Source organism: Ruegeria sp. CH11, assembly GCF_056537105.1.
Genome location: NZ_JBQFQX010000007.1, coordinates 164,769 through 179,280 on the forward strand (window position 1 = coordinate 164,769; position 14,512 = coordinate 179,280).

The 14,512-nt window shown below is 57.8% G+C and carries 12 protein-coding genes; all 12 read left to right on the top strand.

Annotation, left to right across the window (positions count from 1 at the left end; genetic code table 11):
• Nucleotides 1-16 precede the first annotated feature (16 nt).
• The 12 genes from ACR0LX_RS13175 (at nt 17) to ACR0LX_RS13230 (ending at nt 14,511) form a co-directional block, all read left to right on the top strand.
• Nucleotides 17-592 carry a TRAP transporter small permease gene (locus tag ACR0LX_RS13175; RefSeq protein ID WP_480784104.1) on the top strand — a complete coding sequence of 192 codons (576 nt, stop codon included), beginning with the start codon at nt 17-19 and terminating at the stop codon, nt 590-592.
• Nucleotides 589-1,884: a TRAP transporter large permease gene (locus ACR0LX_RS13180; protein WP_170473842.1), complete on the top strand. Its 1,296-nt coding sequence runs from the start codon at nt 589-591 to the stop codon at nt 1,882-1,884. The genes ACR0LX_RS13175 and ACR0LX_RS13180 overlap by 4 nt, the downstream gene beginning before the upstream one ends.
• Entirely contained in the window at nt 1,884-3,776 is a 1,893-nt protein-coding gene (locus ACR0LX_RS13185; protein ID WP_480784105.1) for a bifunctional sugar phosphate isomerase/epimerase/4-hydroxyphenylpyruvate dioxygenase family protein, read from the top strand. The genes ACR0LX_RS13180 and ACR0LX_RS13185 overlap by 1 nt, the downstream gene beginning before the upstream one ends.
• Nucleotides 3,773-4,609 (top strand): citryl-CoA lyase, encoded by an 837-nt coding sequence (locus ACR0LX_RS13190; RefSeq protein WP_480784106.1) that lies wholly within the window; start codon nt 3,773-3,775, stop codon nt 4,607-4,609. The genes ACR0LX_RS13185 and ACR0LX_RS13190 overlap by 4 nt, the downstream gene beginning before the upstream one ends.
• On the top strand, nt 4,599-5,786 hold the full coding sequence (locus ACR0LX_RS13195) for a Gfo/Idh/MocA family protein (RefSeq protein ID WP_480784107.1): 1,188 nt from the start codon (nt 4,599-4,601) through the stop codon (nt 5,784-5,786). Before ACR0LX_RS13190 ends, ACR0LX_RS13195 begins: the two co-directional genes overlap by 11 nt.
• Nucleotides 5,776-6,450: a hypothetical protein gene (locus tag ACR0LX_RS13200; RefSeq protein ID WP_480784108.1), complete on the top strand. Its 675-nt coding sequence runs from the start codon at nt 5,776-5,778 to the stop codon at nt 6,448-6,450. The genes ACR0LX_RS13195 and ACR0LX_RS13200 overlap by 11 nt, the downstream gene beginning before the upstream one ends.
• Nucleotides 6,443-7,633, top strand: a complete 1,191-nt coding sequence (locus ACR0LX_RS13205) for a Gfo/Idh/MocA family protein (RefSeq protein ID WP_480784109.1) — start codon at nt 6,443-6,445, stop codon at nt 7,631-7,633. Before ACR0LX_RS13200 ends, ACR0LX_RS13205 begins: the two co-directional genes overlap by 8 nt.
• Before the next feature lie 154 nt (nt 7,634-7,787).
• The gene (locus tag ACR0LX_RS13210; protein WP_480784110.1) at nt 7,788-8,702 is read left to right on the top strand and encodes a sugar phosphate isomerase/epimerase family protein; all 915 of its coding nucleotides are present in this window, start codon (nt 7,788-7,790) and stop codon (nt 8,700-8,702) included.
• Nucleotides 8,683-10,092: an aldehyde dehydrogenase family protein gene (locus ACR0LX_RS13215; protein WP_480784111.1), complete on the top strand. Its 1,410-nt coding sequence runs from the start codon at nt 8,683-8,685 to the stop codon at nt 10,090-10,092. Before ACR0LX_RS13210 ends, ACR0LX_RS13215 begins: the two co-directional genes overlap by 20 nt.
• Nucleotides 10,092-11,873, top strand: coding sequence for a thiamine pyrophosphate-binding protein (locus tag ACR0LX_RS13220; RefSeq protein ID WP_480784112.1), 1,782 nt, complete (start codon nt 10,092-10,094; stop codon nt 11,871-11,873). The genes ACR0LX_RS13215 and ACR0LX_RS13220 overlap by 1 nt, the downstream gene beginning before the upstream one ends.
• Before the next feature lie 276 nt (nt 11,874-12,149).
• On the top strand, nt 12,150-13,568 hold the full coding sequence (locus ACR0LX_RS13225) for a circularly permuted type 2 ATP-grasp protein (protein WP_480784113.1): 1,419 nt from the start codon (nt 12,150-12,152) through the stop codon (nt 13,566-13,568).
• A 1-nt stretch (nt 13,569) separates the two neighbouring features.
• On the top strand, nt 13,570-14,511 hold the full coding sequence (locus ACR0LX_RS13230; RefSeq protein WP_480784114.1) for an alpha-E domain-containing protein: 942 nt from the start codon (nt 13,570-13,572) through the stop codon (nt 14,509-14,511).
• The last annotated feature ends 1 nt before the right edge of the window (nt 14,512 follow it).

The window sequence follows — 14,512 nt, forward strand, 5'->3', positions numbered from 1 at the left end:
GGGAGGGAGAACCGCAATGAAAGACTTCATGAAGGGGTTCTCCCGACTGACCGAAGCGATTGCCGGCGGGATGCTGGCGGCAATCTTCCTGATCTTTCTGTTGCAAATTCTTCTGCGGTACTTCTTTACCCCAGCGGGCTGGACGCTTGAACTGATCGGCATCCTCTGGGTCTGGGTGATCTTCTTCAGCTGCGCCTTCATCGTGCGCGAGCGGGATCACGTAAAATTCGACATTATCTATCTGTCTGTACCCCGGCGCGTCCGTCAGGTCTTTGCGATGCTGGCCGCCGCGGCAATCGTGATCGGGATGCTCTACAGCTTCCTGCCAACTTGGGACTACATCGACTGGATGAAAATCCGCAAAACCGCGACCGTTCGCAACCCCTTCTCGGGCGAGAAGATACCGCTGCGAACCGTGTTTTCGATCTATGCCGTGTTCATGCTGGTCGTGGCCGCGCGGTATGCATGGCTGTTCTTTGACATCATGCGCAACGGCCCACCAAAAACCGAACTTGAAATGGTCGTGGGATACAACGTGGTCGACGAACACCCCCGCGTTGATGTGGAAGACGACGAGGACGCAAGCAAATGAGTTTTGAACTTCTTTCCTGCCTGCTAACCCTTTTTGTTCTGGCAGGCATCGGGACACCTATCGGCTATTCCATCCTTTTGGCGTCACTGATGTATCTGGGTGTCGCTGGTCTTGACGTTGCGTTGGCGGGTGAAAAAATCTTGCAAGGCTTCTACAAAAGCACGATCCTGCTTGCCGTGCCTTTGTTCATCGTCGCCGCCAATATCATGAATGCGGGGTCGATCACCGACCGCTTGCTGAACTTCTGCGTCGCTGCTGTCGGGCGCTTCAAAGGCGGCCTCGGGCACGTCAACGTTGTGGCGTCGCTGATCTTTTCCGGCATGTCCGGTTCTGCCGTTGCCGACGCTGCGGGGATCGGCAAGATCATCATCGAGATGATGACCAAAGATGGTCGCTATAGCCGAGGCTACGCAGCCGCAATCACGGCGGCGTCGGCCACCATCGGTCCGATCATTCCGCCCTCGATCCCGATGGTTTTGTACGCGCTCGTTTCCAAGGCCTCTATCGGGTCGCTGTTCCTGGCCGGTATTTTGCCGGGCCTGATCATGGGCGTCGTCCTGATGGCGATGAACTACTATCTGGCCGGCAAGCGGAACTTTGCCTTGGAAGAGCCGATCCCACTGCGCGAATTGCCCGCAAAAACCGCCAACGCATTTCCGGCGCTGCTGATGCCCGCAATCCTGCTCTATGGCATCTACGGGGGCGTTACCACGCCAACAGAGGCCGCCGCTGTTGCCGCATTCTATGCCCTGTTGCTGGCAGCGTTCTTCTATCGCGCGCTTTCGTTCCGTGGCCTCTATCAGGTCTTCGTTGACAGTGCCCGTTCGTCGGCAGCCGTTGGGGTTGTCATCGGTGGCGCGTTCATTTTGAACTTCATCGTCATTCAGGAGCAAATCCCTCAGTCGATCTCGGCCTTGCTTGAGGGTTCGGATGTCAGCCCGATTGTCTTCCTGATCCTGGTCAACCTGCTTATCCTCGCGCTGGGTTGCGTCTTGGATGCGACGACGATCATCCTGGTGATCGTGCCCCTGTTCATTCCAACCTGCGAAGCGCTCGGGATTGATCTGGTGCATTTCGGAGTGCTGGTCGTCGTAAACTCGATGATCGGCCTGATCACGCCGCCCTATGGCATTTTGCTCTTTGTGATCAACGCCGTGACGGACATCCCGCTACGTGAAATCATCTCGGAAATCTGGGCCTTCCTGGCGGTGCTGATCTTTGCCTTGATAATCATGATGCTGATGCCTGATCTGGTCCTGTGGTTGCCGCGCATGTTTGGGTACCAGGGGTAATGTGCCTGTCGGTTTCGACAACATCCATCCCCGGTGATTTGGCCGAGAAACTGCATGCCATCGCCGGGGCCGGATTTGACGGGGTTGAACTGCATGAACCGGATTTGACCGCCTTTGACGGGTCACCAACGCAGGTCCAGAGCATTGCCTCAGACCTCGGGTTGAAAATCTGCCTGCTGCAGCCGTTCCATAACCTCGAAGGTCAATCTGGTGGCGGTAAACAGCGCGCTTTTGATCGGCTGAAGCGCAAACTCGACCTGATGGGTGAGTTGGGCACAGAACTGCTGCTCATTGGCTCTGCTTTTGAGGTGGACGCCGACGCCACCGAAGATCAGGTGATCACGGACCTCGGGGAAGCGACCGAGATTGCAAAGGCGATGGGGGTACGTCTGGCCTATATGGGCTTGCCCTGGTCCGACCTCATCCACTCGGACGCGCAGGCGCTGCGCATTGTCGAGGCGATTGACAGTCCTCATTTCGGATTGGCCTTGAACTCCTTCTTCTCGCTGGCCGACGGGTCCAAGCCCGCCCGCCTTCGGGACATTCCCGGAGAGCGCCTGTTCCATGTGCAACTGTCCGATGCACCCCGGCTTGAAATGGATATCCGCAGGCTCAAGCGGCACTTTGGGCTCTTGCCGGGGCTTGGGTCGTTGAACCTAGCGGGTTTCGTTCGGGTGTTGGCGCGTGCCGGGTACAAGGGGTCTTGGTCCATTGCGCGTGTCAACGAGGCAGCGCCGCAACCCGGTGGTCAAACGCTGGCGCGTGACAGCTTTAGGTCGCTGGTCAACCTTTTGGATGAGGTGTCGCGGACCGAGCCGGGAGCCGATTTCGGCATCCCGGACCTGCCTGAGCGCGTTTATGCGTCGGGCTTCGAATTCGTCGAATTTACAGCCGACGAAACAAGCGGCGCGCAGCTGGCCGATATGCTCTCGGCCATGTGTTTTCGCATGGAACGAAAGCATGTCAGCAAGTCTGTCGAGCTGTGGCGGCAGGGTGCCATAAACATCGTCGTGAATACCGAAAAGGAAGGTTTCGCGCATTCGGCATTTCTGGGCCACGGCCCCTCGGTCTGCGACATGGGGTTGCGCGTCAAGGACGCGGATCAGACGGTTCAGCGCGCGACCGCGCTGGGCGCGCCGAATTTCTCGCAACCAGTGGGCACCGGCGAGCTGGATATTCCCGCAATCCGAGGTGTCGGTGGTAATGTTGTCCATTTCATCGATGAGAAATCTGATCTGCACCGTGTCTGGGACATCGAATTCGAGCCAGTCGCCAAAACAAAAGCGACCCAGCCCGCCGGTCTGCGCCGTATCGACCATCTGGCACAGACGATGCGCCATGATGAGATGCAATGCTGGTTGCTCTATTACATCTCGACGTTTGAGATGGCGAAATCGCCGATCGTAAACGTCGCCGACCCGTCCGGTGTCGTGCAAAGCCAGGCTATCGAAAGTCCTGAAGGCGAAGTGCGCCTGAACCTGAACGGGGCCGTTGGGCGCCGAACACTGGCGGCTTCGTTCCTTGAAGATGGGTTTGGGGCCGGAGTTCAGCACATTGCTTTCCGGTCGGACGACATTTTTGAAACGTCGGATCATCTGCGCGAGTCCGGTTTTCCCAGCCTCGCAATCCCGGAAAACTACTATGCCGATCTGCAGGCGGCTTTCGGGTTGGATGACGATTTAGTCGCCCAACTGCGCCGGGGTAACATTCTCTACGACCGGGCAGCGGGTGCCGAGTATTTTCAGATCTACAGCCGCCCGATCTTCAACGGACTGTTTTTTGAAATCGTTGAACGCCGCGCGGGCTATGCAGGGTATGGTGCACGGAATGCCCCAATTCGCCTTGCTGCACAAACGAAACAATACCCCGCGAAAGAAACGCAACTCCAATGACCGACTCGGAAGACAAAATCACAAGCGACGAGCGCGCAGTTCGCCATTGGTGGCGCACGTCCATAATCGACATGAAACCCGGACAGATCGCGTTTCGTGGAAATCCCATCGAAGACCTGATCGGGAATGTAACCTTCCCGCAGATGATCTGGCTGATGGTACGGGGCGATCTGCCCAGCGATGCTCAGGCGCGTTTGTTTGAGGCTGCGCTGGTCGCAGGCGTGGATCACGGTCCGCAGGCCCCATCGATCGCGGCGGCGCGCATGGCTGCCACCTGTGGGGTCGGGCTGAACAATGCGATGGCAACTGCGGTGAACATGCTGGGCGACGTACACGGTGGGGCAGGGGAGCAATGTGCCGAGCTGTACTATGATATTGCGGCCCGGCTGGATGCTGGCGCATCGCTGAACGAAGCCGTTCAGGACGGTCTGAACAATTGGCGCGAGACCTACGGCAAGATCGTCTCGGGCTTTGGTCACAGGTTCCACAAGCCTGTTGATCCGCGCGCGCCACGGTTGATGCAACTGGTTCGCGACGCCGCGAGTGATGGCACCGTTTCTGGCCGGTTTGCCGATATCGGAGAAGAGGTTCAGGCCGAACTCGACCGTCAACGCGGAGGTCGGCCCATTGCAATGAACATCGATGGCGCGACAGCTGTCATCTTCTGCGAGCTTGGCTTTCCCGCGCCCTTGTCGCGCGGGTTGTTCTGCCTGTCCCGCTCGGTCGGAATTCTCGCCCACGCCTGGGAGCAGATGGGCCAGGGCGGGCGCAACAAAGGGCCGATGCCCCCGAACTACTTACCCCTCTACGAAGACAGGAATGATGACACGTGAGACATCGAAATCCTTCCGGGTCGGCCTTATCGGCTGTGGTCGTATCAGCGATATCTATCTAAAAACACTATCCAAATTCTCAAACGTCGAGGTCGTGGCCTGCGCCAGCCTCGATCCTTCGGAAAGCCGCGCCAAGGCGGATCAATACGGCATTGCCAAGGCCTGCACGCCAGATGAAGTGTTCGCCGATCCGACGATTGACTGCGTTTTGAACCTGACAATTCCGGCGGCCCATGCAGAAATCAGCCTGCGCGCCTTAAAGGCAGGCAAGCACGTCTATTCCGAAAAGCCGCTGGTTATGAACCGAACTGATGGAAAGGCGATCCTGCATATGGCCTCTGAAAAGGGGTTGCTGGTCGGTTGCGCACCCGACACATTTCTGGGCGGTCGCTGGCAGACCGTTCGGCGCTTGATCGACGAGGGTGCCATTGGCAAACCAACAGGGGTTTTTGCGCATGTCGGTACCCACGGGACAGAACGCCACCATCCCAACCCGGACTTCTACTATCAGGCTGGTGGCGGGCCTTTGCTGGACCTTGGGCCATACTACCTGACCGCGATGATCTGCTGCCTTGGTCCCATTGACCGGGTCGCCGGAATGGCGCGGCGGACATTTGACCAGCGGATGATCGAAAACGGCCCGCGCAACGGAGAGTGGATGGATGTCGAGGTCAACACGCACTCCCTGAGCCTGCTGCAGTTCTCATCCGGAGCTATAGGGTCGATGACTATGAGTTTCGACGTTTGGGACAGCGAAACGCCGCGGTTCGAGATCTATGGCGAAGACGGAACTATAAGCATCCCGGACCCTGATCCGGTTCATGGAGCCAACATTTTTCAGGGGGATGTCTGGTTGAAGACACGGGGCACTTCGCGCTGGTCTCATCAGCCCCGTCCAACTGGTCGCGAGGACTGGCAGGTGGTCCAAAACAAACACGGGTTCAATGAAGACAGTCGCGGGCTCGGCCTTCTGGACCTGGCCCTTGCGGCACAAGAAGGACGCCAACCGCGCGCGAGTGGAGCGCTTGCCTACCATGCGTTCGAGGTCATGGACGCTATTGAACGGGCACCGAAATTTGGTGCTTACCAGACAATTGAAAGCCGTTGCGCAGCACCGGAACCTCTGCCGGTCGATTTCCTGAACGATGAGAGGAAGGAGTTGGCGCATGCCGATTGAGACACTCGACTTTGCCCAGCCATTCTTTCGCGTCCAGCACATAACCGATGAAGACAGAATATCTGTCGAGGGTCGTGCGATTGTTCTTAACCTTGGGGGGCGAAATCTCTCTGTCGAGGATCAGACCGTTGCACCGCTTTCGTCTGTCATCGTGCAAGACAGCACGCTTAACAGCGTAGAACGCGCGGTTATTGTCTACGGTTTCGACGCCCATGGTGATGACGATGAGCTGTTCGCTTGGGTGAAAGATACGTGGCCATCTGCTTTTGATATCCGCCAGGAGGAGCGTCTGCGCGGTGTTAGCCACTACATGTCGCCAAAGGTCTTCGTGGGTAACGTTGGACTGACCATGTACCACTCCGGCTCGGTCCCACTGAATGTCGGATTGCACAAGGAGCATCCGTTCTGTCCGGTGCCGGGGTTCCGCGAAGTGCACACGCAAATTGTTGGCTTCGGTAAAATGCAGCAATGTCGTGAGCGGGACGTTGAGACGCTCTATCTCGAAGAATTCATGGCTCCGGGCGCGACGCACAAGCCGATGTATGACGCCGACGGCAACTATCCCTGGCATCAATACGAGACGATTACCCCCAGCATTTTCATGGCGGTTGAAATCCTGCCCGAGGGCGCACGGGTCCCGGAAATGGAGGTTCAGAATGGCTGAAAGACTTTTACCCGAAGACCAGAACTTTGACGGCCCCTTTCCTCGCTTGTCTCGCCGTTTGCGGTTGGGCGTTGTTGGTGGTGGACGGATCTCGGTCACGCAAGCAACGGCCGCGCGAATGACCGACCGGTGGGAGGTCGTCGCAGGCGCGCTCAGTTCTGACGCTGCGCGAAGCAAGGCGCGCGGGGCCGAGTGGTTCCTGCCGGCCGACCGGTGCTACGCGTCGTTCGAGGAGATGGCACAGGCCGAGGCGGCGCGCCCGGACGGCGTGGATGCCGTCATGATCACCACCCCGAACCACGTTCATTTCGACGCGGCCAAGGTATTTCTGGAAGCAGGCATTGATGTGCTGTGCGACAAGCCCCTGACCAATGAAGTCGCCGAGGCAGAGGGGCTTGAGGAGATCACCGCGCGCACGGGTCAGGTCTTTGTTGTCGGTTATGCGATGTCGTGTTTTCCGGTCATCCGGCAGGCCAAACAAATCGTGGCGGAAGGCGGCATCGGTAAAATCAACCAAATCCATGTCGAGTTCATGCAAGACTGGATGACGCCCGAAGATGTGGCTGATGCGCCTCATGTCAAATGGCGGCTGGACCCAAAGATTTCTGGCCCGACCAGTTGTGTCGGAGATATCGGCACCCATGCCGCGCATCTCGCCAGTTTTGTCTCGGGCCTACCCATGACCGATCTGCGGGCCGAGTTTTATGTCTGCGGCGCGCCCAAGCCGTTGGAAGACACGGTGTTCATGTTCACCCGCTATCAAAACGAGGTTCCGGGAACCCTGATGGCGACACGCCTTGCCCCCGGAAATCGAGGCGGTTTGCGCCTGCGGATATTCGGGAGCGAAGGGGGTCTCGAGTGGGACTTGGAGAATTCGGAGCAGCTGAAGTTCAATCGTTTTGGTGAGCCGGATCGTATCATCAGCCGAGGTCACGGGCATGGCATCGGCGCCGGTGTAGAACGTCTGATCCGTACCGCGCGGGGTTTCCCCGAGGGGATTATCGAAGCCTGGGCCAACCTTTATACGGAATTTGCCATGGCCGTAGCCGCGCGCCGGGATGGCGTTGCTGTTCCGGTGGATTGGCTTACCTATCCTAGTGTCAATCAGGGCGCAGACGGTGTCCGATTCATTGATGCCTCTGTGCGCTCTCACCAGTCCAAAGGCGGCTGGGTCACTATCTAAAGCTTTGCGAACACGAAGGTTAAGCACGCCCGGGTCGTTGCCCGGGCGTTTTCATTTCCTGCCCAGTATTAAAAGTTGATATTTTAAAAAATATCAGATATTTTTATTTACATGTGATGAAAATTGGATTCGCAGACACGTGGAGCTGTCGTTCATGGTGAAACCCGAAGAGGCTGGCGCAAGCCCCTCTCTCTATTCCTTGGCGCATCTGACGCTGATCGGCTGTACGCCGCCCGAGCTGGTCTATATCGCAGCCCGGGCCGGTTACGATGCCGTCAGCCCCCGGTTTATCCCGATGCATGTGCCCGGAGAATTCACCCAATCGCCAATCGACAAGGCGCAGGTGCAGGCTACCAAAACTGCGCTTTCTACAACCGGTCTGAAAGTCCTTGATGTCGAGATTGCGCGCATCACCGAAGATGTCGATCCGCGCAGTTTTGAGCCTTCTCTGGAGATCGGCGGGGAACTGGGCGCCAAGCGCATGATAATGAGCGCGTGGACCAACACCCGCGATGATCGTGACTTTCTGATCGACGTCTACTCAGAGACCTGCGAACTGGCCGCACCCTATGGGCTGACCGTGGACCTAGAGTTTCCAAGCTTTTCCCGCCTTCGTACTCTGGATGAGGCGCTGGATATTGTTCGCGCTTCCGATCAGCCCAACGGCGGTATTCTGGTCGACACGCTCTACCTACACCTTAGCCGCGTTGATTTGGGAGAGTTGCTACACGTCCCCTCGGACCTGTTTCACTTCCTGCATATCTCTGACTGCCTGCCCGGCATCGCAGATACGCGCGAGGGCATGATCCAGCTGGCCCGCGATGCAAGGTTGTACCCCGGCGAGGGCTGGATCGACTTCACCGGCATCATCGAAAGGATGCCACCCGTCGACTATTCCATCGAACTGCCCAACCAAAGCCGCGTTGCCGAGTTGGGATATGAAGAACACGCGCGTCGCTGTCTCAGCCACGCCAAACGAACATTCGGTGCGGCGCGATCTCAGCGTCGTATGCCTGATGCTGCAATTCCAAAACACCAAGAGGATCACCATGGGCAAAGAGCTCACTGAAAACGACCGACAACTCGCGGCCGATATGCTGGCGCGCGCCCGCGCTGCCATGGCCGAGATCGAGGATTGGGATCAGGACAGGCTGGACCGCCTGTCTCAGGCCATTGCTTGGTATGCGGGGAACGAGAAAACTTTTACACGTCTGGCACAGCAAGGCGTAGATGAGAGCGGCATTGGTGATCGCGAAGGGCGTCCTGCGAAGCGGTTCAAGATACACATGGTCCTGCGCGATGTACTGCGCACACCGTCGACGGGGATCGTCGAAGTCGACGAAGAAAAGGGCCTGGTGAAATACGCAAAGCCAGCCGGTGTCATCGCCTCGCTGATCCCGATGACCAACCCGGCGATGACCCCACCGGTGACCGGAGTTTCCGCCGCGAACGCCCGGAATGCGGTCATCTTCAGCCCGCACCCGCGCACCGCCCATACCACCTTCGAGATGGTCGAGGTCATGCGCGCGGCCTGCCGTGCCGCCGGTGCCCCCGAAGACCTGTTCCAGTCGATCCGCAAACCGTCGATCCCGTTGACGCAACATTTGATGGAGGTTTGTGACCTGACTTTGGCGACGGGTGGCAAGCCGATGGTCAAAGCGGCGTACAGTTCAGGGCGACCGGCCTATGGCGTCGGCGCCGGCAATTCATCCATTGTCATCGATGAGACCGCAGATCTGGACATCGCCGCTCAGAACACTCGCATTTCAAAGACGTCCGACTTTGGATCGGGCTGCTCGGCCGACGGCAACATCATCATCCAGCGCTCGGTTTACGACGATATGGTCAAGGCGCTTGAGGCCGAAGGCGGATACCTGTGTTCGGACGAAGAAAAGGCTATGCTCGAAGCGGCCATGTGGGATGAGAAGGGCAACCGTACGTTCCCGACCATCGCCTGCCCACCTCAGCAAACAGCCAAGGTCGCCGGGTTCTCGATTCCCGAAGATCGCAAATTCCTGATGGTTGAAAATCAGGGCCAGATTGGGCCGCAGCACAAGTTTTCCAAGGAAAAGCTGACTACGCTGATGGCGCTTTATCACTTCGACACGTTCGATGACGCGCTGGCAACGGTCAGCCAGATCTACAACACCGGGGGTAAGGGCCATTCCTGTGGCATCTACAGCCACAACGACGATCACATCGACCGGTTGGCGCGTCTTGCTCCGGTCAGCCGTATGATGGTTCGACAGCCTCAATCCAAGGCCAATGCGGGTGCCTGGACCAATGGCATGCCTATGACCAGCAGCCTGGGTTGCGGCATCTGGGGCGGCAACATCACCAATGAAAACGTCACCATGAAGCACATGATGAACTACACCTGGGTCAGCCGTCCGATCCCCGAGGATCGCCCCTCGGAGCCGGACCTGTTCGGTGAGTTCTACGGACAGGAGGTCGCGTGATGGACGGAGCGAAACTGGACGGCAAAACGGTCGCCGAACATATCGTAGACTTCCTTGAACGCCGTGAGGTCAAGCATGTATTCGGCCTGTGTGGCCACACGAATATCGCGGTTCTGGCTGCGCTGGCGGAAAGTCCCATCGACTTCGTGACCGTTCGCCATGAACAGATCGCCAGTCACGCAGCTGACGCTTATGCGCGCGTGACGGGCAAGGCCTCGGTGGTGCTGTCCCATCTCTCCCCAGGGCTGACCAACTGCGCCACCGGGGTCGCAAACGCCGCATTGGACTGCATCCCGATGGTGGTGATCGCGGGGGACATTCCCACGCATTACTACGGTAAACATCCGCATCAGGAGGTGAACCTGCACGCAGACGCGGCCCAGTGGGAGATCTATCGCCCCTTCGTGAAACGTGCCTGGCGGGTGGATCGGGCGGATCTGATGGCCGAAATTCTGGAAAAGGCGTTCCACCTTGCGGAAAGCGGTCAGCCAGGGCCGGTGCTGGTCAACGTGCCGATGGACATCTTCTCGGAAGTGATTCCGTCGGACAGCTTCGACCGCATTCTCGGCAACACCAGTGCGCTCAAGAAACCATCGATCGATGACGAAACTGCGCGTGAGATTGTCGAAGCGTTGGCACAGGCCGAAAATCCGGTCGCCTATGTTGGCGGCGGTATCCTTCTGGCACAGGCCAGTGAGGAACTACGCGACTTTGTGGAACACATGGGCCTGCCGGTCGCGCATTCCCTGATGGGCAAGGGCGCGTTGCGGGACGACCATCCGCTGGTGTTGGGCATGACAGGGTTTTGGGGCACCGAGCTGGTTAACCAGTCCTGCCTGAATGCGGACTACATCTTTGCGGTGGGAACCCGGTTCAAAGAGGCCGATTGCTCCAGCTGGTATCCCGGCTACACGTTCAACATTCCCGGCTCGAAGGTCATCCATATCGACATCGAACCGCAAGAGATCGGTCGGAACTATCCCACCGAGATCGGCGTCGTTGCGGACGCCAAGGCCGCGTTGCGTGTTCTGACCCGCGTGGCCCGCGAGATGTATCCGGACGGCTTCAAACGCCCCGAGCTGGAACAGAAGATCGCCGACTTCCGGACTGAATTCAAAACGCGCAACGCGGACATGGCGACCTCATCAGCCTTTCCGATGATGCCCGAGCGTATTCTGGCAGACACCCGCAAGGCGCTGCCCGAGGATGCAATCATCACCACTGATGTTGGATGGAACAAGAATGGCGTCGGACAACAGTTTGATATCCTGACACCGGGTTCCATCCTGACACCGGGCGGGTTCGCCACGATGGGTTTTGGCCCTCCGGGGGCGATCGGCGCAAAACTGGCAGCGCCGGATCGCGTGGTGCTTAGTCTGGTTGGCGACGGTGGCTTTGGCCAAAACCCGTCGATGCTGGCAACGGCGGTCGAGCTTGATCTGGGCATCATCTGGCTGGTGATGAACAACAATGCATTCGGTACCATCGCAGGACTGCAAAAGGCGCATTACGGATTGACCTACGGAACGACATTTCCGGGATCAGCCGAGGCGCCCGCAAACGGTCCGGGCTACGCCGACATTGCGCGGGCTTACGGTGCGGAAGGACACAGGCTAAGCGCGGCGGATGAGTTATTGCCCGCACTGGAGGCGGCCATTGCCAGCGGCAAACCAACCGTCCTCGACGTGCCAATGATCAACAACCCGACGCCAACGACCGGGCATTGGAACATCCTGGACATCTACTCGCCGGACAAGGATGTATCGCACGTTGCGACCTGAAATCACTGGGCGCGGCGAGCCGCGCCCAGTGTTCAGCCTCCGGATGTCTCGGAAATCGGATGTTGTGCCGTCGGGCCCGAGTAATCGAAACGCTGCAACGGGGACCCGTTGCGCGTTGTTTTACTGAGCTTTTGACCGAAATCCATACACATGAACGAAGTAGCTCGAACAAAGGCGGCGTATCAATTCGCCTTAAAAATAGGCGCTTCCCGGCAGGGAATTGGCGATGGAGGCTATACCTCTTGAAAACTCAGGTTTGTTTGGCAAACTCCTTCCATGAGTGACTATTTTGACGAAATGTTCGGCGCCGACGGATCTCTGCGGGTTCCCTATGAAGAAATTGGTCGCTGGTTCGACTCGGAAGATGTTTCAAGGCTGAGGGCCAAACAACGCGAAGCTGAAGAAGTCTTTAGGCTCACCGGGATCACTTTCAACGTCTACGGTAAAGCCGAGGCGGAAGAGCGGTTGATCCCGTTTGACATCGTTCCACGTGTGATATCCGGCCGGGAATGGCAGCGGCTGGAAAAAGGCATTGAACAGCGCGTCAGGGCCATAAATGCCTTCTTGCACGATATCTACCACCGCCAGGAAATTGTCCGCGCCGGACGTGTTCCTGCCGAAATGATTGCCGGAAACGAAGCGTTCCTGCCGCAGATGCTTGGTGTTTCGCCACCCGGACAGGTTTACACGCACATCGTGGGAATTGATCTGGTGCGGACCGGCCCGGATGAGTTCTTCGTGCTCGAGGACAACGCCCGCACGCCCTCGGGTGTCAGCTACATGCTGGAAAACCGGGAAACCATGTTGAAGATGTTCCCCGAGCTTTTCAGCGCAACAAACGTACGCAATGTTTCCGACTACCCCAAGAACCTGAGACGATCGCTTGCCGCCTGCGCACCAGCCTGCGCGGACAGAGAGCCAACCGTCGCGGTTCTGACGCCGGGTATCTTCAACTCGGCCTATTACGAGCACGCTTTCCTTGCAGATCAGATGGCGGTCGAATTGGTCGAAGGACATGACCTGCGCGTTGTCGATGGTCGTGTCTGTATGCGCACCACTCGGGGATACCAGCCGATCGATGTCCTGTATCGGCGGGTCGACGACGATTTCCTCGACCCGTTGAATTTCAATCCGGACAGCGCTTTGGGTGTGCCGGGCATCATGGATGTGTACCGTGCTGGGGGCATAACAATTGCCAATGCGCCTGGAACCGGTATCGCCGATGACAAAGCGATTTATTCCTACATGCCTGAAATCGTTGAATTCTATACGGGCGAGAAGCCATTGCTTCAGAACGTTCCGACATGGCGGTGCAGTGATCCGGACTCTCTGGCGTATGTTCTGGACAACCTGTCCGAGCTTGTTGTGAAAGAGGTGCACGGTTCGGGTGGCTATGGGATGTTGATCGGCCCGACCGCCAGCAAGAAAGAGATCAGCGCCTTCCGCGACAAGCTCAAATCGCGCCCGGCGAACTATATCGCCCAGCCGACTCTGTCATTATCGACGGTGCCGATTTTTGCTCGGTCTGGTTTGGCGCCCAGGCATGTTGATCTGCGCCCGTTTGTGTTGGTGTCGCCGGACGGGATCAAGATCACGCCCGGCGGTTTGACGCGTGTCGCGCTCAAGAAAGGATCATTGGTCGTGAATTCCAGCCAGGGTGGCGGGACAAAAGATACCTGGGTTCTGGAGGACTGACATGCTGGGAAAAACTGCTGGCGGGTTGTTCTGGATGTCCCGTTATCTGGAGCGCGCAGAAAACACCGCAAGACTGCTGGAAACTGGACAAAGGATGGCTTTGACACGAACCCAGAACTCGGTCGAGGAATGGGGCTCGGTGTTGAAAACAGCCGGCGTGCTGGACGGATATTTGTCCAACTACGAAGAGATCACGAAGGACGACGCCGTCGATTGGATGTTGAGGGATGTCGCAAATTCCTCGTCCATAAGATCAGTGATCAAGCAAGCCCGAGACAACGCTCGTCTTGTGCGAACAGCATTGACCCATGACGTCTGGAGCGCGGTAAACAGCACCTGGATGCAGGTGGACGCGGCGATGAAACGTCGCGTGAACGAGCGCGATCTGCCGGGCTTGCTGGAACTTATTCGCCAGCAAGCAGCGCTGGTGCGCGGTGCGACGCTTGGCACGATGCTGCGAAACGACATGTTCGATTTTACGCGCATCGGTACATTCATTGAACGCGCCGACAATACCGGTCGCATTCTGGACGTTAAGTACTATGTCCTGCTGCCCACGGCGTTCTCGGTCGGGTCGTCGTTGGACAATATCCAGTGGGAAAGCATCCTTCGTTCGGTCGGGGCAGGTGGTGGGTACCGGATGACACACGGGCAAAAAACCACACCTTCGGCTATCGCTCAGTTCCTGATTTTAGATCAGCGCATGCCCCGCAGCCTTCATTTCTGCTGCCGGAAGATTCAGGAAAACCTGTCTTACCTCAAGAAAGACTATGGTTTTGCGGGCCCCTCGTGCGAGGCCTCCAATCTGCTTGCCGAAAAGTATCTCGACCAACAGATTACGGGCATCTTCGAATTTGGATTGCACGAATACATAGAAGAGTTCCTGAGAGATCTCGGTGAATTAAGTCGCCAGATCGAAATCGACTACCGGTTCTATGAGTAGC